This window comes from Gordonia araii NBRC 100433, from assembly GCF_000241265.1.
Classification (GTDB): Bacteria; Actinomycetota; Actinomycetes; order Mycobacteriales; family Mycobacteriaceae; genus Gordonia; species Gordonia araii.
The window spans coordinates 1-22,389 of the sequence record NZ_BAEE01000001.1; the positions used below are offsets into that span (position 1 = coordinate 1).

Sequence of the window (22,389 nt, forward strand, 5' to 3'; positions counted from 1 at the left end):
ATCGTCGACGGTGCTCGGCGACGTGGACTCCGGCTTGGCCGACAACCGGGACTGCCATCGTTGATTGGCGCGTTCGAAGTGCTCGCGGACATACGGCACGCACAGATCCAGCTGCTGCTCGTACGAGAGCGACGCGAAGTCGGCGTGGTCCATCGAGATGGATGGCGACGGCTTCGATTCCTCGGCCCCCTTCGGCCACGCCGCGACCACGCCGAGTGCCGCCACCAGCACACCGGCGACGCCGACGGCGGTGGTGATCCAGAACTGCGTCGAATGCGGCGCCTTGCCCGCCCCACCCGCTGCCGGTACCACCGGCTCCGAGATATCCGCCTCCGGTCCGGGCCGGTCGTCACCCTGCACCGTTGAATCGTCAACCATGCACGGCGTAGGCGTCAATAGTGCGCGAGACAGGACTTGAACCTGCACGTCCGAAGACACTGGAACCTAAATCCAGCGCGTCTGCCAATTCCGCCACTCGCGCTTGTAGCGCCGCCCACACTACACCGAGGCGATTGCCAGGTCCGGCGGCGGGACGGGTACCGTCGAGGGTATGTCCGAGTCCCAGGGCCCCCGGCGTCATCGTCCTGCGCTGATCGTGTTGACGCTGGTAGCGGCGTCGGCATGCCTCGGACTCGCCTACTGGCAGTGGACCCGATTCGAATCGGCCTCGGGCACCTTCCAGAACCTCGGATACGCGCTGCAGTGGCCGGCGTTCGCGATCGCGGTGATCTACGCCTACCGCCGTTTCGTCGTGCTGGAGAACGATCCCGAAGAACAGGCCAAGCTCGATCCCTCCCGCCACGGCGATACCGAGATCCCCGCCGACCTGTTGCCGCAGCGCCCGACGATGCCCAGCGCGGACGCCGTCCTCGACGATCTCGCGGGAACCGGGGACTCGCCCGAGGACGATATGGCCGGCTACAACGCCTACCTCAAGCAACTGAACGAATCTCACCGTCCCGATAGGAAGCCGACGTGACCGACACCGACCAGCCCACCTCCGAGACCCGCCCGGCCCCGAATCCGGCCGCTATTCCCGGCGCCCTCCTGCGCTACCGGATCCTCGCCTGGATCACCGGCATCTGGCTGCTGTTCCTGGTCGCCGAGATGATCGCGAAATACGGGTTCGGCAACGACGACTACGGCTGGGTCGGCATCGTCCACGGCTGGGTGTACTTCGTCTACCTGATCTTCGCGGTCGACCTCGCCTTCAAGGCGCGCTGGAGCGTCGGCAAGACCATCGCGACGGCTCTCGCCGGTACGATCCCGTTCCTGTCGTTCTACGTGGAGCACATCCGCACGCGCGACGTGAAAACGCAGTTCGGCCTCTGACCGGCTCGGAGCACGGTCAATTCAAGTCGCGCAGCACCGGGATCAGCCGGGCCAGCGCCTTGCCGCGGTGGCTGAACGCATCCTTCTCCGCCGGCGACAACTCGGCCGACGTCCGTCCGCCGGCCTCCTCGTCGTCGGGGACGAAAAGCGGGTCGTAGCCGAACCCGGCGGCACCGCGCGGCTGCTCCACGAGTCGGCCCCGCCATTCCCCTCGCACGACCGTCTCCTCGCCGGCGGGGGTCACCAAGGCGCAGGCCGAGACGAAGGCGGCTCCGCGCCGGTCATCCGGAACATCGCCCAGTTGTCCCAGTAGCAGCGCGTTGTTGGCATCGTCGTCGCCGTGACGCCCAGCCCACCTCGCCGACAACACGCCGGGCATGCCGTTGAGAGCGTCGACGGCCAACCCGGAATCGTCCGCGACACACGCGAGTCCCGTCGCGCGCGCTCCGGCGCGCGCCTTGATCAGCGCGTTCTCCTCGAAGGTCGCACCCGTTTCCGGCTCCTCGGGGTACTCGGACACGTCATCGAGACCGACGACCTCGATCTCGGTCAGCCCGGCGGCCTCGACGACGCGGCGCAGTTCCGCGAGCTTCTTGGCATTGCGACTCGCCAACAGAACGCGACTCATCGCGTGCCGATCAGGACGTCGACACGCCGGGCAGCGTGCCCGGGTAGTCGTCGGCGAGCACTTCGCGCTGAGCGGTGAACAACTGCTCGGCACCCGCCTGGGCCAGGTCGAGCAGCTTGTCGAGCGTGGCACGGGAGAACGTCGCCCCCTCCGCGGTGCCCTGCACCTCGACGAGGGTTCCGGCATCGGTCGCGACGACGTTCATGTCGACCTCGGCGCGCGCGTCCTCCTCATAGGGCAGATCCAGGCGCACCCGGCCGTCGACGATCCCGACGCTGACCGCGGCGATGGCGCACGACAGCGGCTGCGGGTCGGCGAGCTTGTCGGCCGCGCGCAGGTAGGTGACGGCATCGACGAGCGCGACATAGGCACCGGTGATCGCAGCGGTGCGGGTTCCGCCGTCGGCCTGCAGCACGTCACAGTCGATCGCGATGGTGTTCTCACCGATGGCGGCCAAGTCGATACAGGCGCGCAGCGACCGGCCGATCAATCGGCTGATCTCATGGGTTCGGCCGCCGACCTTGCCCTTCACCGACTCGCGCGAGGACCGCTCGTGGGTGGCCGCCGGCAGCATCGCGTATTCGGCGGTCAGCCACCCCTGCCCCGATCCTTGTCGCCATCGCGGGACGCCTTCGGTCACGCTCGCTGTGCAGAGCACCCTGGTCTGCCCGAACTCGACGAGAACCGAGCCGGCCGGGTGGGTGGTGAATCCGCGGGTGAATTTGATGGGCCGGAGTTCGTCGTCGGTCCGGCCGTCAGCACGTGTCGTCACGCGCTCAACTCTAATGGCTCGCCGTTCTCAAGCGCGCGAGGCTACCGCCGAGACGTCGAGCTCTTGTCCCTGCTGCACCAGCTCGATCGGCCCGGAGAAGGTCGAGCGTGCTTCGGCGAGGATGTCCGCCGCCGACGTCCACGGCGGGATGTGCGTGATGGCGAGACGGCCGACGCCCGCGGCCGTTGCCGCCTCGCCCGCCTCGATGCCCGACATGTGCAGGTGAGGGGGCCGGTTGGCGGAGTCGTGGGTCCACGAGGCCTCGCACAGGAAGAGGTCGGCGCCTCGGGCCAGCTCGACGAGTTCGTCGCAGAGCGCGGTGTCGCCGCTGTAGGCGAGCACTTCTCCGCGTGGGCCGGTGAGCCGCAGGCCGTAGGTCGCCGGCGGATGATCCATCTTGCGCGCTTCGATCGTCAGCCCGCGCAGCTCGACCGGGTGTCCCTCGATCCACTCCGAGACGTCGAACGTGTCGGTGATGTCATCGATCTCATCGGGGTACTCGGAGGACCCGGCACCGATGCGTCGGGAGGTTCCCGTCGGCCCCCACAGCGGCGCGCGGCCGGTCGCCGGCACCGGGGCCCAGCGCCGCCACACCAGCATTGCGGGCAGATCCATGCAGTGGTCGGCGTGCAGATGGCTGAGCACGACGGCGACATCGTTGGGATCGGCGACGGCCTGCAGCTCCCCGAACACGCCGGGGCCACAGTCGACCAGCACCGGCAACTCGCCGGGAACGGACACCAGGTAGCCAGAACACGCCGCCCCGGGGCCGTTCACGCTGCCCGAGCATCCAAGGACTGTCAGATGCATGGCCCTACTCTGCCACGCGCCGCTGCGCGCGCACCGTCGAATGCGTGGGTTGGAACGCTTCCGTGATCAGATTTGCAGGCCGCTCACAGATGTTCGACGCCAGCCCCCTCACAGATGTTCGACCCGACCGACGGCGGGCCCGAGAAACCGCTTCGCCAGCCGAGCGAACGAGTCCGGGTCACCGGTGGCGGTGAACACGCGTTTCGCCTCCCGGTCCGAATGCGGATGCAGGAGGTCTTCCTCGGTGAGCACGCGCAAGACGTCCTTGGCGGTCTCCTCGGCCGACGACACCAGCGTCACCTCGTCGCCCATCGCGAGTTGCACGACGCCGGACAGCAGCGGATAGTGCGTACACCCGAGCACCAGGGTGTCCACGTCGGCCTCCTGCAACGGCTCGAGGTAGCCCTGCGCCAGGCCGAGGATCTGCCGCCCGCTCGTGATGCCGCGCTCGACGAAGTCGACGAACTTCGGGCACGCGACGGAGGTGATTTGCGCATCGCGGGCCGCGGCGAACGCGTCCTCGTAGGCCCGGGAGGCGACGGTCGCCTGAGTGCCGATGACACCGATGCGGCCCGACTTCGTCGTCGCCACCGCACGGCGCACCGCGGGCAGCACGACCTCGATGACCGGGATGGGGGCATAGCGCTCGCGGGCGTCGCGCAGGCACGCGGCCGACGCGGTGTTGCAGGCGATCACGATGGCCTTCACCCCGCGGGTCGCCAACTCGTCGCCGATGGCCAGCGCATGCCTGCGCACTTCGCCGATGGTGAGCGGTCCGTACGGCCCGTTGGCGGTGTCGCCGATGTAGACGACATCCTCGTCGGGGAGCTGATCGATGATCGCGCGGGCGACGGTGAGGCCGCCGACGCCGGAATCGAAGATCCCGATCGGCGCTTGCTGATCGATGCTGATCGGACTGCCCTCGCTCACTCGCCTACTCGAACCCGATGCGCCGCGGCGCATCGACACCAAGGGCCCGATTTTACGCTCAGGCCCACAGCTGGCCTTCGACGGCGGCTGCCGCCTCCTCCGGATCGGTGCCGTACACGCCCGTCGACAGGTACTTCCAGCCGGCGTCGGGCATCACCATCGCGATGTCGGCGCGTTCGCCGGCGCGCACGGCGGCCTGTGCCAGCCGGCTCGCCGCGTGCAGCACCGCACCTGTGGACACCCCGGCGAAGATTCCCTCCGCCTCGATCAGCTCGCGCACCCGACCGACCGCGTCCTCACCCGTGACCGAGAACCGCCGGGTCAGCACGGTCTCGTCGTAGAGTTCGGGGACGAAACCCTCGTCGACGTTGCGCAAGCCGTACACCTCGTCGCCATACCGGGGTTCGGCGGCGACGATGGCGATGTCGTCGCGCTGCTCCCGCAGGAAGCGTCCGACCCCCATCAGCGTTCCGGTGGTGCCCAGGCCCGCGACGAAGGCGGTGATCTCGGGCAGGTCGGCCCACAGCTCGGGCCCGGTTCCCTCGTAGTGCGCGAGCGCGTTCGCCTCGTTGCCGTACTGGTAGAGCATCGTCCAGTCGGGGTGTTCGGCGGCGAGTTCCTTGGCCATCGCGACGGCCGTGTTGGAGCCGCCGGCTGCCGGTGAGGAAATGATCTCCGCGCCGTACATCTCGAGCAGCTGGCGACGCTCCAGCGATGTGTTCTCCGGCATCACGCAGATCAGCCGGTAGCCCTTGAGCTTGCACGCCATCGCCAGGGAGATACCGGTGTTGCCGCTGGTCGGTTCCAACACCGTTGCCCCCGGAGTCAGCACCCCGTCGCGCTCGGCCGCCACGACCATCGCCAGGGCCGCGCGGTCCTTGATCGACCCGGTCGGGTTGCGGTCCTCCAGCTTGAGCCACAGCCGCACGTGCGGCGACGCGGACCCGTCGTCGTTCCAGCGGGGAGACAGGCGTTGCAGACCGACGAGCGGTGTGTGGCCGACCGACTCGATGAGCGAGTCGTATCGCGCCACGGTCAGCCTCCGGCGACGGTCGCCGACCGGTCGCCTCCGGCGACGGCGGGCAGCACCGTCACGTCGTCACCGTCGCTGATCGCGGTGTCGGCGCCGCCGGTGAAGCGCACGTCCTCGTCGTTGACGTAGATGTTCACGAACCGCAGCAGCGCGCCGTCGTCGTCGCGCAAGCGCCCGGCGAGACCGGGAAAGTTGCTCTCGAGGTCGGCGATGACCTCGGCCAGGGTGGTGCCGGTCGCCTGCACCTTCTTGGCGCCGTCGGTGTGCGGCCGCAGGATGGTGGGGATCGAGACGGAGACTGCCATGGTCACTCCTTGCTTCGGGCTGGGTGGGAGTCGGATTCGGGCTCGGGGACGGCGAAGGCGAACCCGCCGTCGCCCGACGTGTCGGCACCGACGACGACGATCGGCTCGGCACGGACCTCACCGTCGACGATCCGGTAGCTGCACACGAGCGCGACGTCGGGGTCGGCCGTGCCGACGAGGACGTAGTGGGCGTCGGGTTCGGCGGCCAGACCGATGTCGGTGCGCGACGGGTAGGGGTCGGTGGCGGTGTGGGAATGGTAGATGACGACGGGCACCTCGTCGGCCGCGTCCATCTCTCGCCAGACCCGCAACTGTTCGCCGGAGTCGAACCGGTAGAAGGTCGGCGACCGTTCCGCGTTGAGCATCGCGACGAAGCGGGTCGGTTCGTCGCTCCCCTCCGGGCCGGGGAGGATCCCGCAGGCCTCGTCGGGGTGGTCGGCGCGCGCATGGGCGACCATCGCCTCGACCAGGCGCCGATCGATTCGCAGCATGGTGCTCCCGCTATTCGTCGTTTCCGTCGGCCACCGCCGTCGGCAGCAGCGAGCGCAGCGACGGGATGTCGGCGACCGGAGTGGCCGCCAGCACCGCGTTGACGATGGCCCGCTGGGTCACAGTCGCGGCCGCCGCACTGACCTGAGCAACAATCGCGACGTCGGGATGCATTCCGGGCGGCGTGAATTCACGCGCCGCGTCGCGTGCGTCTCCTGGGTGCCGGCCGGTGGCGACAGCGAAGATCGTGTCCCCGTCCAGCGGCGAATGCGCCGGCACGATTGCGCGCGCCAAGCCGTCGTGGGCGGCCATCGCGACCCGTTTGGTGCAGGCCTGGTCGAGTTCGGCATCGGTGGCGACGACGCCGATGGTCGTGTTGAGCGGGGTCAACTTCGCTCGCGCCTGCTCCAGCGCCTGCCGGTCCGATTCCGCCGGCAGACGCAGGCCGTAGTACGCCAGCTCTGCCGCGCCCGCGCCCCACGGCAGACCCGTCGTCGGATCCAGCACGTCGCCGACCGGATTGGCGACGATGAGCGCACCGACGGTGATGCCCGCCGCCGGGCCGTCGTCGAGTTTGAGGCTGGCCGTGCCGACCCCGCCCTTGAGCGCACCGGCGCGCGCTCCCGCACCCGCGCCGACCGTTCCGGTTTCGAAGTCGGCACCGGCCGCGGCGTACGCCGCCGCGCCGAAGGAGGCATCCGGTCGCGCGGACCAGTCGCCGACGAGGAGGTCGAAGATGACGGCCCCGGCCACGATCGGGACGACATGCCCGAGGGCATCCATCGGCAACCCGATGCCGCTCGTCTCAAGCGCGGTCATCACGCCGTCGGCGGCGGCCAGGCCGAACGCGCTACCGCCGCTCAGCACGATCGAATGGGCCGTCTGCACGGTGTTGGCCGGGTCCAGCAGGTCGGTTTCGCGGGTACCGGGACCACCGCCCCGCACGTCGACCGCGGTGATCGATCCGGCGGGCACGTTGACGACGGTCGTCCCGGTCGCCCAGCCCCGGCCCGGCAGCTCGGGGGTGCCGACGACGACCGTCGGATCCACGCGCGTGTGGTGGCCGACCGCGATGCCGTCGACATCGGTGATCCGGTCTCCCGCCACTGCCCTCGACGCGTTCATTCCATCAACTCCTCGACCAGGATCCACTGCTGCTCGGTCAGCCAGCGGTAGACGTGCAGGTGTGCCGCGTAGGGGTGATCCGGGTCGAGTTCGTCCGGGGTGTCCTCGGTGATGCCGAGCATCGCGCCCAGGGAGAGCCGCACGTCGTTGATCGCGGTCAGCCAGCGGTCCGCCTCCTCGGCGGTCAGGGTGATCTCGCCGCCGCCCACCGGCACGGTGCCGAGGAGACACCTGGCCGCGGCGAGCTTCTCGTCGATGATCTGCGGCTCGTTGATGCTGCGCAGCGCGCCGTTGAGGTCGCCGTTGACGGCGTCGCAGCCGATCTCGCGGTCCTGATCGGGGCGATGGAAGTCCGGCAGCAGGCGACCCAGCGTCGCGTCGTCGGGCGCCGCCGAATGACCGGAGCGGATCCCGGTGATCGCTGCCAGATCGTCGGTGGGCGCCGACTCGGCGCGTTCGGTGAGCAACTCGCACATGGAACCGACAATCGAGCGGAGCAACTCCGACTCGTGCGCGTTGCACCGGGCGGTGAACGTCGCGGCCTCACCCGAGCCGTGGCGACGCCAACCGGACATGTGGCGGCGCGTCATGAATCCCGCTGCATCGTGGCCCAGAGACCGGCGGTGTGCAGCCGGCGCACGTCGGCTTCCATCTTGTCGCGCGATCCCGACGAGACGACGGCTTTTCCCTCGGTGTGGACCTGCATCATCAGCTCGTGGGCTTTGGCGCGCGTGTAGCCGAACAGCTTCTGGAACACATAGGTGACATAGGGCATCAGGTTGACCGGGTCATCCCAGACGACGGTGACCCAGGGACGGTCGATGTTCTCGTCGGCGGTGGTATCGGGCTCGGCGACGGTGGCGCCTCCGGGCGCGGCCGCGCTGCCGCCTGTCTGGAGGGACATAAGACTAGGGTAACGAGAGTGACCCGCCCTAGCACAGCCTTGCTCACCGATCACTACGAGCTGACGATGATTTCGGCGGCGCGATCGCATCCGGAAGCCGCCCGCCCCTGCGTGTTCGAGGTGTTCGCCAGGCGCCTGCCCGACGGGCGCCGCTACGGCGTCGTCGGCGGGACGGGCCGGCTCCTCGACTCCCTCGCCGACTTCCGCTTCGGCGACGACGAACTCGCCGCCGTGTCCGGATTCCTCGACGACGACACCGTCGCCTGGCTCGCCGACTACCGATTCAGCGGCGACATCGACGGCTACCGCGAAGGCGAACTCTACTTCCCCGGTTCCCCGGTGCTGACCGTCCGGGCGCCGTTCGCCGACGCGGTCGTCCTCGAAACACTGGTCTTGTCCATCCTCAACCACGACAGCGCCATCGCGTCCGCCGCCGCCCGCATGGTCTCGGCGGCCGGTTCGCGGCCCATCATCGAGATGGGATCGCGACGCACCCACGAGAAGGCGGCCGTCGCCAGCGCCCGGGCGGCCTACCTGGCCGGCGTGACGGCGACGTCGAATCTGGAGGCGGCGCGCAGCTACGGGGTGCCCAGCGCCGGGACGGCAGCGCACGCGTTCACCCTGCTGTTCACCGACGGTTCCGGGCAACGCGAGCTCGACGCCTTCCGCGCCCAGGTCGAACGGCTCGGCACCGGCACGACGCTGCTCGTCGACACCTACGACATCACCCGCGGTGTCGCCAACGCGATCGAGGCCGCGGGCACCGAACTCGGCGCGGTGCGCATCGACTCCGGCGACCTGGGCATCCTCGCGCGACAGGTGCGCGACCAACTCGACTCGCTGGGCGCCCGCGGCACGAAGATCGTCGTCTCCGGCGACCTCGACGAGTACGCGATCGCCTCGTTGCGCGCCGAACCGGTCGACCTCTACGGGGTCGGCACATCGCTGGTCACCGGCAGCGGCGCGCCGACGGCCGGCATGGTCTACAAACTCGTCGAAGTCGACGGCATCCCGGTGGCCAAGCGCTCCAGCCGCAAAGAATCCCACGGCGGCGCCAAGGCTGCGGCCCGCGTCGCACGGCCGACCGGGACGGTCACCGAGGAAGTGCTCTACCGGTCGGGGGACCCGACGCCGACCGTCGACGACCACACGGTGACCCCGTTGCAGGTGCCGCTGGTCCGCGACGGTGAGCCGGTCGCCGACCTCCCGTCGCTGCACTCGGCCCGCGATCACCTGCGCGACGCGCTGGTCACCCTGCCCTGGGAGGGCCTCGGACTGTCGCACGGCGAGCCCGCCATCCCCACCCGCTATGCCTTCTGAGGTCGCGGCTGCCACCACCGACCTGCTGGGAGTCGCGGTCGAGGCACTCGGCGGACAGACGCGCGACGGCCAGGTGCGCATGGCCAACGCGGTCGCCAACGCCATCGATACGGGCGAACATCTCGCGGTCCAGGCCGGCACGGGTACCGGTAAGTCGCTCGCGTACCTGGTGCCGGCCATCGCCCACGCGACCGAGTCCGGCAAGACCGTCGTCGTGTCCACCGCGACGATCGCGCTGCAACGCCAGCTCGTCGAGCGCGATCTGCCGAGGGTGACCGCGGCGCTGGCCGGGCCGCTCGGCAACGAGCCGACCTTCGCGATTCTCAAAGGCCGGTCGAACTACCTGTGCCTCAACAAGATCCACGGCAACGTCGCCGACGAGCCGGACACCGAGCTGTTCGACGCGTTCGAGCTGTCCCGCACCGGGCGCGAAGTCACGCGGCTTCGCGAGTGGGTGTCGGACACCGAGACCGGCGATCGCGACGACCTCGCCCCCGGCGTCTCCGACCGGTCGTGGCGCCAAGTCAGCGTGACCGCGCGCGAATGCCTCGGAGCGGCCAACTGCAGCTTCAGCGACGACTGTTTCGCCGAGCGCGCCCGCCAAGTCGCCGCCCACTCCGACGTCGTCGTCACCAATCACGCGATGCTGGCCATCGACGCCCTGTCCCCGGCGACGATCCTCCCCGATCACGACGTCGTCGTCATCGACGAGGCCCACGAATTGTCCGATCGGATCACCTCCGTCGCGACCGACGAACTCTCGGCCGCCTCGGTTGCGCTCGCGGCCCGGCGCGCCGCCAAGCTGATCGACGAGGAGCTGGTCGACGACGTTGTCGGCGGCGGCGAACTGCTCGGCGACCTCCTCGACGACGCGGCGCCGCGGCTGCTGACGGGCCTTCCGACGGGGTGGGACGCCGCGCTGGCGTCCCTGCGCGATCGAATGTGGCGGGCACGCAGCGGTATCGGCCCCGTGCGGTCGACGGGCGCCACCGACGGCGACGCCGCAGCGGCACGATCGGCGGCCCTCACCTCACTCGAGGAACTCCACGACGCCGCCGTGCGCGTTCTCACCGCTTTCGACGAACCCGATCCGGCCAAACGTCGCGACGTGGTGTGGCTGGCCGAGGAAAAATCGAAGGCCGGAACCCGTAAGGTGCTGCGCATCGCGCCGTTGTCGGTCGGGGGGCTCCTGCGAGCCTCGCTGTTCGCCAACGCCACGGTCATCCTGACGTCGGCGACGCTGGTCGTCGGCGGGAGCTTCGACGCCCTCGCGACCACCTGGGGACTTCCCGTCGCGGGGAATCAGGCGCGCGCGGAGACCGCGACCGAGATCGACGTCACGGCCACCGGTAAACCGGTCCCGTCGGACGACGGTCCATGGGGCGAGCGCGAGGGCGCGGAGTCGTTCCGCTGGCGCGGACTCGACGCCGGTTCGCCGTTCGACTACCCGCGCTCGGCGATCCTCTACGTCGCCAAGCATCTCCCCCCGCCCGGTCGGGGCGGGTTGTCCGACGAGATGCTCGCCGAGCTGGCCGGCCTGATGGCGGCCGCGCGGGGGCGCACGCTCGGGCTGTTCTCGTCGATGCGCGCCGCCCGCGAAGCCGCCGAGGCACTGCGGGAGCGCACCGATCACGCGATCCTGTGCCAGGGCGAAGACTCCACGTCGACGCTGGTCCGCCGGTTCAGCGAGGATCCGGAGACCTCGCTGTTCGGCACGCTGTCGCTGTGGCAGGGGGTCGACGTCCCCGGGCCGTCGCTGTCGCTCGTCGTCATCGACCGCATCCCTTTTCCCCGTCCCGACGATCCGCTCGCCAGCGCCCGCGCGCGGGCCGTCGAGGCGGCGGGCGGAAACGGGTTCATGTCGGTCTCGGCCAATCACGCGGCGCTCCTGCTCGCCCAGGGCGCCGGACGTCTGCTCCGCTCGACGTCGGATCGCGGAGTCGTCGCGGTACTCGATTCCCGCCTGGCGACGGCGCGCTACGGCAACTACTTGGTCGCGTCGCTACCGCCGTTCTGGAAGACGACCGATTCCGCCACGGTCCTCTCAGCCCTGGACCGGCTCACCTCATGACGGGTCCCGGCGACGCACGTGCCGATCCGGCCATCGGGGCGGCCGAGCTCGCCGACCTGCAAAACCTGACGCATACCGACCCGCACTCGGTTCTGGGCGCGCATCGCATCGCCGACGACGTCGTTGCCGTCCGGGTGCTGCGGCCCCAGGCCAGCGCCGTGACGGTGCTGGTGGCCGGGGACGAGCACGCGCTGGATGAACACACGACGGTCGAACGCACGATGGTCGAGCACACGACGGTCGAACACGCGATGGTCGAACAGGTCCCCGGCCTATGGGTCGTGGCGATCGTCCTGCCGCCCGGCGCCGACATCCCCGACTACCGCTACCGAGTCCGCTACTCCGCCGACCGTGCCCACCTTTCCGCCGACCGTGCCCAGAATTCCGCCGACCGTGCCCACAATCCCGCCGACCGTGTCTTCACGGTCGCCGATCCGTACCGCATCGAACCCACCGTCAGTGCCGAAGATCTGCGATTGATCTCCGACGGACGCCACCGTCGGCTCTGGGAAGTGCTCGGCGCGCACGCCACGACCCGCGATACCGACCTCGGCCCCGTCGACGGCGTCGCGTTCTCGGTCTGGGCACCGATGGCGAAGGGCGTCACCGTCGTCGGCGACTTCGAAGGCTGGGAGGGCTGGCTCGCGCCGATGCGTCGCCTCGGGCACAGCGGGGTGTGGGAGGTCTTTCTTCCGGAGGTGAGAGCCGGCGAGTTGTACAAGTTCCGCGTCCATGGCGCCGACGGCAGCGTCGTCGACAAGGCCGACCCGATGGCGCGCGCCACTGAGACGCCACCGGCGACCGCTTCGGTCATCGCGGGCGCCGAACGATACGACTGGGCCGACGGTGAGTGGATGACGCGGCGGGCCGACTCCGATGCCCGGTTGGGCCCGATGAGCATCTACGAGGTGCACCTCGGGTCGTGGCGGCCCGGGCTCGGCTACCGCGAGCTGGCCGTCGAACTCGGCGACTACGTCGAGGCCATGGGGTTCACCCACGTCGAGCTCCTGCCCGTCGCCGAGCATCCGTACGGCGCTTCGTGGGGCTATCAGGTCACGTCGTACTTCGCGCCGACGGCACGACTTGGTACGCCAGACGACTTCCGGTTTCTGGTCGACTCGCTGCACCGACGTGGGATCGGCGTGCTCGTCGACTGGGTTCCGGCACATTTTCCGCGCGATGCCTGGGCACTCGCCCGCTTCGACGGTTCACCCACCTACGAGCACCCCGATCCGCAGCGCAGCGACCATCCCGATTGGGGCACGCTGATCTTCGACTACGGACGGCGTGAGGTCGCCGGGTTCTTGATCGCCAGTGCGATGTATTGGCTCGACGAATTCCACCTGGACGGGCTGCGGGTCGACGCGGTCGCGTCGATGCTCTACCTGGACTACTCGCGCGCGCCAGGGCAGTGGACGCCCAACATTCACGGCGGGCTGGAGAATCTCGAGGCCGTCGCGTTTCTGCGCGAACTCAACGACGAGGTGCATCGGGCCCACCCCGGAGTGGTGACGATCGCCGAGGAGTCGACGTCATGGCCGGGCGTCACACGCGACACCGCCGTGGGCGGTCTGGGCTTCTCGCTCAAGTGGAATATGGGGTGGATGCACGACACGCTCGGCTTCCTCGCACGCGACACCGCTGACCGCGCGTTTCACCATCACGAGATCACCTTCTCGCTGATGTACGCCTTCAACGAGCACTTCGTGCTGCCGCTCTCGCACGACGAGGTCGTTCATGAGAAGGGCACGCTGTGGACGCGGATGCCCGGCGACGCCGATGCGAAAGCCCGTGCGGTCCGACTGTTCTTGGCCTACCAGTGGAGCCATCCCGGCAAGCAGTTGCTCTTCATGGGACAGGAGTTCGGCCAGACCGCCGAATGGGCCGACCATCGAGGCGTCGACTGGCACGAGCTCGACGTCGAGGAAGACGACGCGGCGCTGCACCGCGGCATCTCACAGCTGGTCGTCGACCTCAACGGGTTGGCGCGCAGCCGGCCGGCGCTACACGCGCGGGACATGACCTCCGACGGCTATGAGTGGATCTCGGCCGGCGACGACGCATCGTCGCCGGTGTTCGGCTTCTGCCGGCACGGTGAGGGTTCGACGATCGTCTGCTTGTTCAACGTCGCCCCGGACCCGTTCGCCGACTATCGGGTCGGTATGCCGACCCCGGGCCGCTGGCGCGTCATTCTCGACAGCGACGACGAGCGCTACCGGAGCCGACGCGGCATCGACGATCCGCCGACGAGCCCGGGGCCGACGGATCGGAGTCCGGCCGCGGTCGGAGCAGTCCTCGAAACCGTTGAGATTCCATGGCAAGGTCGGGCGAGTTCGATCTCGCTGCCGCTGAATGCGAACGCGGCGGTGTGGCTCGAACGCATCTGACCGAGCCTCCACCCCGCGCCGACCGTGCCCAGTTTCGCGCCGACCGTGCCCAGAATTCCGCCGACTGTGCCCAGAATTCCGCCGACTGTGCCCAGATTCGCGCCCACCGTGCCTACATTTCCCGCCGACCGTGCCCGCGCCGCAATTAGCATGTCGACATGGAATCCGCCATTCGGCTCCTCTTCGAGAAATACGAGCGCTTGAGCAATGACGCACTGCTCGGGAAGACCAATGCCGACGCGATCGCGGAGTGCTACGCCGAAGAGTTCCTAGGTGCCGCGCCCATCGGCGTACGCGTCGGACACAACGACACCGAGTATCGCCAGGTTCTGGCCCAGGGCTTCGCCCACTATCGCGAGATCGGCAAACGGAGCATGCGCATACGCGACATCGCCGTCACCCCGATCGATGATCGCCATGCCCTGTGCAGGGTCTCGTGGACCGCTGTCTACGACCGCCGAGGCGATCCCGGTGTAACGATCGACTTCGACGTCCACTATCTGGTGCAGGTCCGGGGCGACGAAGCTGTCGTCTTCGGCTGGATCGCCGGTGACGAAGAGGGCGTCCTCCGTCAGCACGGCATCGTCTAGCCCGACGACGGCTGGGCACAGTCGGCGCGAAACCGGGCACAGTCGGCGCGAATGTGGGCACAGTCGGCGCGAAACTGGGCACGATCGGCGGAAATGTGGGCACAGTCGGCGGGAAACTGGGCACGATCGGCGGGAAACTGGGCACGATCGGCGGAAATGTGGGCACGATCGGCGACTGCTTAGAAGAGTGCCGACGCCAGCTTTCGCCTCGCGGCCATGACGACCGGCTCGTTCGGCTCGTAGAGCTCGAAGAGCTCCAGCAGCCGCGCCCGCACACGCGCGCGATCGTCGTCCGCGGTGGTCTTGACCAGCTCGACGAGACGGTCGAAGGCCTGTTCCGGCTTCTGCTCGAACAGCTCGACGTCGGCCGCCGCCAGCTGCGCCTCGATGTCGCCCGGCTGCGCGGATTCCACGACGGAGGCGGGGTGTTTCGATGCCCGCGCGACGAAGGTCAGGTTGCGCACCAACGACGCGGCCTCCGCGTTGTCCGGCTCCGCGTCGGCGATCGCCCGGTAGTCGGCGAGGGCCCCGTCGATGTCGCCGGCGTTCAGCTTGTCCTCGGCCGCGACCATCCGCGGATCAGCGGGTTCGTCGACGATGTCGGCGGCCGCATCGTCCTGGTCGGGGAACGACGAACCCACCTGCTGGAAGATCTCGTCGATCCACGCCTGGATCTCGGCCTGCGGCTTGACGCCGGTGAACACCGAGACCGGCTGTCCCTGGGCCAAGGCGACGACCATGGGGATCGACTGCGCGCGGAACGCCTGCGCGATGCGCGGGTTGGCATCGACGTCGACCTTCGCCAAGACCCAGCGACCACCCGCCTGCTCGGCCATGGATTCCAACACCGGCGAAAGCTGCTTGCACGGCTCGCACCACGTCGCCCACAGGTCGACGATGACGAGTTGGCGGGTCGAGCGCGTGATGACCTCGGCCTCGAAGGTGGCCTCGGTGACGTCGACGACGGCGCCCGGTGCCGCCCCCTCCCCCGGAGCGCGCGGGGGCGGGGCACCCGGTGCGGCGCGCTGCGCCTCCGCGCGATCCTTCAACGCGGACAGGTCGACGGCACCCGCCATGGCTGCGGCGGCCTGCTGCTGCCGCGCCGCGGCTGCGGCCGCCTGCTGACGATTGACTGGTCTGCTCACACGTCTATTTTGTCATGCGCGGCCGAACCCTCGACCCCGCGATCGGTGACGCCCTCGCCGACCGATAGCTCGGCGAGATGCCCGGCGCGACGCGCCCACCATTCGAACACCAGGGTCCCGAACGGCGGCAGCGACGAGATGAATGCCAGCCCCAGCGTGACCAGGCTCCATTTCAGCGAGTACGCGGTGAGGATGGCGACGCCGATGAACACGAGGAACACGATCCCGTGCACCATGCCGGGGATCCGGATCGCCGAATCCATGTCGTGCGCGCGCTTGATGTACATCGCCACCAACAGCGCGGCCCAGGTGATCGCCTCGGCGATCGCGACGAATCGGAAGCGTTTGGCGGGAGTGGAGAGATCGAAGATCGACTTCATGACCGATATGCCTTTCAGGCTTTGGGAACCGAAATGATGAGGGCGTCGCCCTGACCGCCTGCACCGCACAGGGCCGCAGCCCCGATGCCGCCGCCGCGACGCTTGAGTTCCAGCGCGAGATGCAGGGTGATGCGCGCGCCGGACGTGCCGATGGGGTGGCCGAGAGCGATCGCGCCGCCGTTGACGTTGACCTTGTCCGGGTCGATGCCCAGCGCCCGCGTCGATGCCAGGCCGACCGCGGCGAACGCCTCGTTGATCTCGACGACATCAAGGTCGGCCGGCTTGATCCCGGCACGATCGCAGGCCTTGGCGATGGCGTTGGCCGGCTGCTCCTGCAGGCTGGAGTCCGGACCGGCGACCACACCGTGCGGACCGATCTCGGCCAGCCACTGCACGCCGAGCTCGTCCGCCTTCGCCTTGCTCATCACGACGACAGCGCAGGCGCCGTCGGAGATCTGCGAAGCGTTGCCCGCGGTGATCGTTCCGTCCTTGCGGAACGCCGGACGCAGCTTGCCGAGGCTGTCGACGGTGGTGTCGGCACGGACGCCCTCGTCGACGCTGAACTCGATCGGATCTCCCTTGCGCTGCGGGATCGGCACCGGCACGATCTCGTCGGCGAAGACCCCGCTCTCGGCGGCCCGGGCCGCGAGGCGATGGCTTCGGGCCGCGATCTCGTCCTGCTGCTCGCGGGTGAAACCGTCGGTGTCGTTGTGGTCCTCGGTGAGGGCCCCCATCGCCTGATCGGTGAACGCGTCGTGCAGGCCGTCGAAGGCCATGTGGTCGATCAGCTCCGTCGGCCCGTACTTGAATCCGCTCCTGCTCCCCGGCAGCAGATGCGGTGCCTGCGTCATCGACTCCTGGCCGCCGGCGACGACGACGTCGAACTCCCCGGCCCGGATCAGCTGGTCGGCGAGCGCGATCGCGTCGATACCCGACAGGCACATTTTGTTGATCGTCAGCGCGGGCACGTCCCACCCGATACCGGCCTTGATCGCGGTCTGACGGGCGGGCATCTGCCCGGCACCGGCGGTGAGCACCTGGCCCATGATGACGTAGTCAACGGCGGACGCGGGAACGCCGGCACGATCGAGTGCGCCCTTGATCGCGATGGCCCCCAGATCGACGGCGCTGAAGTCCTTGAGCGACCCGAGTAGACGTCCGAACGGTGTGCGGGCGCCGGCGACGATGACAGTGGAATTGGACCCGGGAGTGGCCATGAATGACTCCTGTGCGGTGAGGTACTTTCGCGACCCGACATCGCGAATCGTTGCACCACAACGCTACCGTTAAGCCATGAGCACCTCCCCCACGGCCCTCATTTCCGACCTCGTCACCGGCATCGACCACGTCGGCATCGCCGTGCCCGACCTTCCCGCGGCCCAGGCCTGGTACGAACAGCATCTGGGCTTCGTGACGCTGCACGAGGAGGTCAACGAGGAGCAGGGCGTCCGCGAGGCCATGGTGGGCCCGAAGGGCGGGGCGGGCGCGGTGATCCAACTGCTGGCGCCGCTGAACGACGATTCGACGATCGCGAAGTTCCTCGACCGGCAGGGCCCCGGACTGCAGCAGCTGGCCGTCCGCGTCACCGACCTCGACGCGGTGGTGGCGCGTCTGACCGCGGCCGGACTGCGCGTGCTCTATCCGGAGGCGCGCCGCGGCACCGCGGATTCCCGCATCAACTTCGTCCACCCGCGCGACGCCGGCGGGGTGCTGCTCGAACTCGTCGAGCCCGCGACGACCGGTCACTAAGGCTCTGCGCCGCACTAGCGAAACGAAACGGCACAGCGGGGCACTAGACTGACGTCATGCCCGAATCCTCCGAGCGCCCGCCCCAGTTTCCCGTCGTCCGCCGTGGCTACGACCGCGAGACGGTCGACCAGCAACTCGCGCGCATCAACTCCGAGCTGCATCTCCTCGCCACCGACCGCGATTCGGCGGTCTCGCACGCCCAGGAGCTCAGCGCCCACCTCGAACAGGCCCGCGAGGAGATCGAGCAGCTCCGACGGGAAGTAGACAAGCTGGCACTGCCGCCCACGTCCGCTGCCGGCATGAGCGAGCGCCTGTCCCGCATGCTGCAACTGGCGTCCGACGAAGCATCGGAAATGCGGGCGACAGCGCAGGCCGAGGCCGACGAGATGCGTTCGATCGCCCAGCAGGAGGCGAAGGCGGCACGTCAGGAGGCGCAGGCCGCGCACGAGGAAGCGCAGGCGGCGCACAAACAGGCCAACGAAGAGCTGACGAACCGGCGCGACAAGCTCGCCCGCGAGGAAGCGGAAGCCGAGTCCAGACGAGCCGAACTCCTCGCCGCCGCCAAGAAGGAAGCCGCCCAGCTCAAGTCCACGGCCCGGACCGAGGCCGACAAGCTCCGGGCGACCGCGAAGTCCAACGCCGACAAACTCACCTCGGCCACCAAGAACGAGGCCGAGAAAGTCACCGGGCGCGCGCAGACCGAGGCGACCAAGATCCTGGACACCGCCCGATCCGAGGCGAAGAAGATCACCGCCGACGCCGAGGCGCAGGCGAAAACGATCATCGACGCGGCGCGGTCGGAAGCAGGTCACCTCCTCGAAACAGCCAAGGCCGAAGCCAAGAAGGTCACCACCGACGCCAACGCGGAGGCGAACCGCCTCACCACCGATGCCAATGCCGAGGCGACCCGCACCCGGCGGGCAGCACAGGAGCTGGCCTCGGAGCGTTTGAAGGAAGCCCGCTCCGTCGCCACCCAGACCCGCGAGGCGCACCGGGTGACGGTCGAACGTCTGACGGCGCTCACCGAGCACCTCGCGAAGGCGCCCCAGATCTCCGCGGCCGAGCTCGACAAGATCATCGAAGCCACCGAGACCGAGGACCAGGAAGCACTCGACGACCGCGTGGCGAACGCCAAGGCCATCACGAAGTCGGCGCCGGATCGCGGGGCGGTGACCCGAACGCAGAACAACAACCACACGCGGCCCAGCGACGCCGCGACAGGGCCGATCGCCGTTCGCGCGCGGAGCGGCCCGCCCCGCCCGTCGCGCGGCTGACCATCGCCTGAGGGCGGCCGCCGCGCCGCCGACGACGTCAAAAGAGACGGAACTCCGTGCTCTCCATCCCGCGCAAATCGTCGTAATCGAGTGTCAGGCAACGGATCCCGCGGTCGGTCGCGAGGGTCCGCGCTTGCGGTTTGATCTGCTGCGCGGCGAACACCCCGCTGACGGGCGCGATGCTCGCATCGCGGTTGAGCAGTTCCAGGTAGCGGGTCAGCTGTTCGACACCGTCGATCTCGCCTCGCCGTTTGATCTCCACGGCGACGGTCGCACCGTCGGCGTCGCGGCATAGCAGATCCACCGGCCCGATCGCCGTCGGATACTCACGGCGCACCAACGTGTACCCGGCCCCCAGCGTCTCGACGTGCTCGGCGAGGAGTTCCTGCAGGTGCGCCTCGACCCCGTCCTTGACCAGGCCCGGATCGACGCCGAGCTCGTGGGAGGAATCGTGCTCGATCTCGGCGATCGTGATCCGCAGCTGCTCGCCGGCCTTGTTCGTCACCACCCACACGGCTTCGGCAACGGTATCGGACGGCACCGCCTCCTCGGTGAGCCAACACGGCGGGCTCATCCAGTTGAGCGGCTTATAGGCACGATCGTCGGCGTGCACGCTCACCGACCCGTCGGACTTGATCAGCAGGAGCCGACGGGCCATCGGGAGGTGGGCGGTCAACCGCCCCGCGTAATCAACCTGACATTCGGCTACGACCAGACGCACACCGGCTAGCTTAGACATATGAGGATCTTCGTCGCGTACCTGGCCAACGACGGAGGCGCCGACGCGGTCACACTGGCCGGGCGCCTGGCCCGATCGATCGGCGCCGACCTGGACATCGGGATGGTCGCGCCGGGCGATCAGTCCAGTGCGAGCCTGGCCGAGGTGGTACGGGAGCAAGCCGCGGATTGGCTTGAGGAGGCGCGCGCCCTGGTGCCCGACATCGCCTCCGAAGCACACGTCTCGTTCCACGATTCGATTCCGTCCGGCATCATCGCCGAGGCCCAACGGACGGGGGCTGCGGCCATCGTGGTCGGCGGCTCCGGCGGCGGCATCGTCGGCAGCCACTCGCTCGGCAGTGTCGTGAACGACCTGCTCCGCTCCTCGCCGTTGCCCGTGGTCTTGGCGCCCCGGGGGATTCGCGATTCACCGGTCGCCAAGACCACCCAGATCACTTGTGCGGTCGGTACACGCCCGGGCGCGGCCGGGCTGTTGGATCTGGCCATCAGGGCCACGCTGCGAGCACAGGTTCCCCTGCGGCTCATCTCCCTGGTCGCACTCGACCAGCTGCCGACGGGCGGCGTCGATCCCGAGGCGCAAGAACGGGCTATCGCGCACGCCGAGCGAGTCCTGCAGACCGCCCGCGACCGTCTGCCCGACGAGGTCGAGGTGACCATCTCGATCGCCCACGGACCGACCGTCGAGGACGCGGTGGCACGTCTGGACTGGCACGACGGCGACGTCCTGCTGGTCGGTTCCAGCCGTTTGGCCGCGCCGCGGCGCATCTTCCTCGGATCGACCGCGGCGAAGATGCTCCGCGTCCTCTCGGTGCCGGTGGTGGTCCTGCCCTCGCCGGAAGGCGGAACCGATGGGTGAACCGGAGGTCTCGTTGCCGCCGGGCGCCGGACCGCTGCTCTGCGCGGTGCCGACGGGGCTCTGGATCGACGGCGTGTCGGTCGACGCGGTCGACGACTCCCGCTTCGACGTGCTCAATCCGGCGACCGGTGAGCCGCTGACATCGGTCGCCGACGCCGGCCCCAAGGATGTCGTGCGGGCCGTCGACGCGGCCGAGCGCGCCGCCGACGGATGGGCGAGCACGGCACCGCGCGAGCGCGCAGCCGTCCTGCTGCGCGCGTTCGATTCCGTCATCGCCCGTGCGGACGACTTCGCGCTCCTCATGACGCTGGAGATGGGCAAGGCCCTCCCCGACAGCCGGAACGAGGTCGTCTACGGTGCCGAGTTCCTCCGCTGGTTCGCCGAGGAGGCGGTCCGCATCAACGGCCGGACGACCGTCGCGCCCGCGGGCACCGGCGAGATCGTCGTCGTGAAGCAACCGGTGGGAATATGCCTTGCCATCACGCCGTGGAACTTCCCGCTCGCGATGGGGACCCGCAAGATCGGGCCGGCCCTCGCCGCCGGAGCGACGATGATCGTCAAACCCGCCGAGGACACTCCGTTGACGATGCTCCTGCTGGCCCAGGTGTTCACCGACGCCGGTCTGCCGCCGGGGGTGCTTTCGGTCCTGCCGACTTCGCGGCCGGCCGAGCTTGCCGATACCGCGTTGACCGATCCGCGGATGCGAAAGGTCTCCTTCACCGGCTCGACCCCGGTGGGCAAGACGCTACTGCGGGCGGCCGCCGACCAGGTTCTCCGCACATCGATGGAGCTGGGCGGGAACGCACCGTTTCTGGTCTTCGACGATGCGGATCTCGATGCGGCCGTCGACGGGGCCGTCGCCGCCAAGCTGCGCAACGGTGGGCAGGCGTGTACCGCCGCCAACCGGTTTCTCGTGCAGAACTCCATCCGCGAAGAGTTCACCGCGGCACTGGCACGACGTTTCGACACGATACGGACGGGTCCCGGCTGGGATGTCCAGACCGAGCTCGGCCCGATGGTCAACGCCGCTCAGCGGGACCGCGTTTCGACGTTGGTGTCGCGGGCCGTCGACGACGGAGCCGAAGTCCACAGCGGCGGGCCCGGCATCGCCGCCACCGCCTCACGGAATCCGGGGTTCTACTATCCGGCGACGGTCATCTCCGGCGTCGCACCAAGCGCTCCGGTGAGCACCGACGAGGTGTTCGGACCGGTCGCGACGATTGTCGGCTTCGACGACGAACAAGAAGCTCTCGACCTCGCCAACGCGACGCCGTTCGGCCTCGCCTCGTACTTCTACTCCGCCGACTTGAGCCGGTGCATGCGCGTCAGCGCCGCGCTTCAAAGCGGGATCGTGGGAGTCAACCGCGGGATCGTGTCGGATCCGGCGGCGCCCTTCGGGGGTATCAAGCAATCCGGGATCGGATCCGAAGGCGGAAGCGAAGGTATCGAGGAATATCTCGACACCAAATACATCGCCCTGCCCCCGATCGGTTGACCGGAATCGGACAAAGCAAAGCACCCCGGACGAATGTCCGGGGGTGCTTTGTAACG

Annotated in this window: 25 protein-coding genes and 1 tRNA gene; 10 read left to right on the forward strand and 16 right to left on the reverse strand. The window is 69.1% G+C overall.

Annotated elements, in window-relative coordinates; all coding sequences use genetic code 11:
- Positions 1 to 360 (reverse strand): hypothetical protein (locus GOARA_RS00005; RefSeq protein WP_007320211.1); only part of this gene is annotated, 360 nt, incomplete at its 3' end.
- A 39-nt stretch (positions 361 to 399) separates the two neighbouring features.
- Positions 400 to 481: transfer RNA gene (locus GOARA_RS00010), tRNA-Leu, on the reverse strand.
- Positions 482 to 550: 69 nt separating this feature from the next.
- Here GOARA_RS00010 and GOARA_RS00015 point away from each other — a divergent pair.
- Together GOARA_RS00015 and GOARA_RS00020 are read left to right on the forward strand one after the other, a co-directional pair.
- Positions 551 to 979, forward strand: a complete 429-nt coding sequence (locus tag GOARA_RS00015) for a hypothetical protein (RefSeq protein ID WP_007320212.1) — start codon at positions 551 to 553, stop codon at positions 977 to 979.
- Complete coding sequence (locus GOARA_RS00020; protein WP_007320213.1) at positions 976 to 1,332, forward strand: DUF3817 domain-containing protein; 357 nt, start codon at positions 976 to 978, stop codon at positions 1,330 to 1,332. Before GOARA_RS00015 ends, GOARA_RS00020 begins: the two co-directional genes overlap by 4 nt.
- Positions 1,333 to 1,348: 16 nt before the next feature.
- Here the strand turns inward: GOARA_RS00020 and rdgB are convergent, their stop codons facing one another.
- The 10 genes from rdgB to clpS all read right to left on the reverse strand — a co-directional run bounded on the left by rdgB (position 1,349) and on the right by clpS (position 8,328).
- The gene (rdgB, locus tag GOARA_RS00025) at positions 1,349 to 1,960 is read right to left on the reverse strand and encodes an RdgB/HAM1 family non-canonical purine NTP pyrophosphatase (protein ID WP_007320214.1); all 612 of its coding nucleotides are present in this window, start codon (positions 1,958 to 1,960) and stop codon (positions 1,349 to 1,351) included.
- A gap of 10 nt (positions 1,961 to 1,970) precedes the next feature.
- Positions 1,971 to 2,732, reverse strand: coding sequence for a ribonuclease PH (gene rph / locus GOARA_RS00030; protein ID WP_007320215.1), 762 nt, complete (start codon positions 2,730 to 2,732; stop codon positions 1,971 to 1,973).
- Between the two features lie 27 nt (positions 2,733 to 2,759).
- Positions 2,760 to 3,542 carry a cyclic nucleotide-degrading phosphodiesterase gene (locus GOARA_RS00035; RefSeq protein ID WP_007320216.1) on the reverse strand — a complete coding sequence of 261 codons (783 nt, stop codon included), beginning with the start codon at positions 3,540 to 3,542 and terminating at the stop codon, positions 2,760 to 2,762.
- A gap of 108 nt (positions 3,543 to 3,650) precedes the next feature.
- On the reverse strand, positions 3,651 to 4,472 hold the full coding sequence (murI, locus tag GOARA_RS00040; RefSeq protein ID WP_007320217.1) for a glutamate racemase: 822 nt from the start codon (positions 4,470 to 4,472) through the stop codon (positions 3,651 to 3,653).
- Between the two features lie 58 nt (positions 4,473 to 4,530).
- Positions 4,531 to 5,505: a PLP-dependent cysteine synthase family protein gene (locus GOARA_RS00045; protein WP_007320218.1), complete on the reverse strand. Its 975-nt coding sequence runs from the start codon at positions 5,503 to 5,505 to the stop codon at positions 4,531 to 4,533.
- 2 nt (positions 5,506 to 5,507) lie between these two features.
- On the reverse strand, positions 5,508 to 5,810 hold the full coding sequence (locus GOARA_RS00050; RefSeq protein WP_007320219.1) for a MoaD/ThiS family protein: 303 nt from the start codon (positions 5,808 to 5,810) through the stop codon (positions 5,508 to 5,510).
- Between the two features lie 2 nt (positions 5,811 to 5,812).
- Positions 5,813 to 6,301, reverse strand: a complete 489-nt coding sequence (locus GOARA_RS00055) for a M67 family metallopeptidase (protein ID WP_007320220.1) — start codon at positions 6,299 to 6,301, stop codon at positions 5,813 to 5,815.
- A gap of 10 nt (positions 6,302 to 6,311) precedes the next feature.
- Positions 6,312 to 7,424 (reverse strand): P1 family peptidase, encoded by a 1,113-nt coding sequence (locus GOARA_RS00060; RefSeq protein WP_007320221.1) that lies wholly within the window; start codon positions 7,422 to 7,424, stop codon positions 6,312 to 6,314.
- Positions 7,421 to 7,999, reverse strand: a complete 579-nt coding sequence (gene aosR, locus GOARA_RS00065; protein ID WP_040521254.1) for an oxidative stress transcriptional regulator AosR — start codon at positions 7,997 to 7,999, stop codon at positions 7,421 to 7,423. The genes GOARA_RS00060 and aosR overlap by 4 nt, the downstream gene beginning before the upstream one ends.
- 11 nt (positions 8,000 to 8,010) lie before the next feature.
- Positions 8,011 to 8,328 (reverse strand): ATP-dependent Clp protease adapter ClpS, encoded by a 318-nt coding sequence (gene clpS / locus GOARA_RS00070; protein WP_007320223.1) that lies wholly within the window; start codon positions 8,326 to 8,328, stop codon positions 8,011 to 8,013.
- Positions 8,329 to 8,346: 18 nt separating this feature from the next.
- Here clpS and GOARA_RS00075 point away from each other — a divergent pair, with 18 nt between their 5' ends.
- From GOARA_RS00075 to GOARA_RS00090, 4 genes are all read left to right on the forward strand, one after another.
- Positions 8,347 to 9,648 (forward strand): nicotinate phosphoribosyltransferase, encoded by a 1,302-nt coding sequence (locus GOARA_RS00075; RefSeq protein WP_040521251.1) that lies wholly within the window; start codon positions 8,347 to 8,349, stop codon positions 9,646 to 9,648.
- Complete coding sequence (locus tag GOARA_RS00080; protein ID WP_007320225.1) at positions 9,638 to 11,719, forward strand: ATP-dependent DNA helicase; 2,082 nt, start codon at positions 9,638 to 9,640, stop codon at positions 11,717 to 11,719. Before GOARA_RS00075 ends, GOARA_RS00080 begins: the two co-directional genes overlap by 11 nt.
- A complete protein-coding gene (gene glgB / locus GOARA_RS00085; RefSeq protein ID WP_007320226.1) occupies positions 11,716 to 14,106 on the forward strand; it encodes a 1,4-alpha-glucan branching protein GlgB in 2,391 nt (796 codons plus the stop codon). Before GOARA_RS00080 ends, glgB begins: the two co-directional genes overlap by 4 nt.
- 158 nt (positions 14,107 to 14,264) lie before the next feature.
- Complete coding sequence (locus tag GOARA_RS00090; RefSeq protein WP_007320227.1) at positions 14,265 to 14,696, forward strand: DUF6841 family protein; 432 nt, start codon at positions 14,265 to 14,267, stop codon at positions 14,694 to 14,696.
- Positions 14,697 to 14,875: 179 nt separating this feature from the next.
- Here GOARA_RS00090 and GOARA_RS00095 read toward each other — a convergent pair whose 3' ends face one another.
- The 3 genes from GOARA_RS00095 to GOARA_RS00105 all read right to left on the reverse strand — a co-directional run bounded on the left by GOARA_RS00095 (position 14,876) and on the right by GOARA_RS00105 (position 17,438).
- The gene (locus tag GOARA_RS00095; RefSeq protein ID WP_040521256.1) at positions 14,876 to 15,772 is read right to left on the reverse strand and encodes a tetratricopeptide repeat protein; all 897 of its coding nucleotides are present in this window, start codon (positions 15,770 to 15,772) and stop codon (positions 14,876 to 14,878) included.
- 65 nt (positions 15,773 to 15,837) lie between these two features.
- Positions 15,838 to 16,221, reverse strand: coding sequence for a DUF3817 domain-containing protein (locus tag GOARA_RS00100; RefSeq protein WP_007320229.1), 384 nt, complete (start codon positions 16,219 to 16,221; stop codon positions 15,838 to 15,840).
- A 14-nt stretch (positions 16,222 to 16,235) separates the two neighbouring features.
- Positions 16,236 to 17,438 carry an acetyl-CoA C-acetyltransferase gene (locus GOARA_RS00105; RefSeq protein WP_007320230.1) on the reverse strand — a complete coding sequence of 401 codons (1,203 nt, stop codon included), beginning with the start codon at positions 17,436 to 17,438 and terminating at the stop codon, positions 16,236 to 16,238.
- 76 nt (positions 17,439 to 17,514) lie between these two features.
- On the opposite strand from GOARA_RS00105, the gene mce reads away from it, so the two are divergent.
- On the forward strand, positions 17,515 to 17,970 hold the full coding sequence (mce, locus tag GOARA_RS00110; RefSeq protein WP_007320231.1) for a methylmalonyl-CoA epimerase: 456 nt from the start codon (positions 17,515 to 17,517) through the stop codon (positions 17,968 to 17,970).
- A 56-nt stretch (positions 17,971 to 18,026) separates the two neighbouring features.
- Complete coding sequence (locus GOARA_RS18705) at positions 18,027 to 19,244, forward strand: coiled-coil domain-containing protein (protein ID WP_007320232.1); 1,218 nt, start codon at positions 18,027 to 18,029, stop codon at positions 19,242 to 19,244.
- Positions 19,245 to 19,281: 37 nt separating this feature from the next.
- Here GOARA_RS18705 and nucS read toward each other — a convergent pair whose 3' ends face one another.
- On the reverse strand, positions 19,282 to 19,965 hold the full coding sequence (nucS, locus tag GOARA_RS00120) for an endonuclease NucS (protein WP_040521252.1): 684 nt from the start codon (positions 19,963 to 19,965) through the stop codon (positions 19,282 to 19,284).
- A gap of 18 nt (positions 19,966 to 19,983) precedes the next feature.
- Between nucS and GOARA_RS00125 the strand changes: the two genes are divergently transcribed.
- Both GOARA_RS00125 and GOARA_RS00130 read left to right on the forward strand, forming a co-directional pair.
- Positions 19,984 to 20,838, forward strand: a complete 855-nt coding sequence (locus GOARA_RS00125) for a universal stress protein (protein ID WP_007320234.1) — start codon at positions 19,984 to 19,986, stop codon at positions 20,836 to 20,838.
- Complete coding sequence (locus GOARA_RS00130) at positions 20,831 to 22,333, forward strand: NAD-dependent succinate-semialdehyde dehydrogenase (RefSeq protein ID WP_007320235.1); 1,503 nt, start codon at positions 20,831 to 20,833, stop codon at positions 22,331 to 22,333. Before GOARA_RS00125 ends, GOARA_RS00130 begins: the two co-directional genes overlap by 8 nt.
- The last annotated feature ends 56 nt before the right edge of the window (positions 22,334 to 22,389 follow it).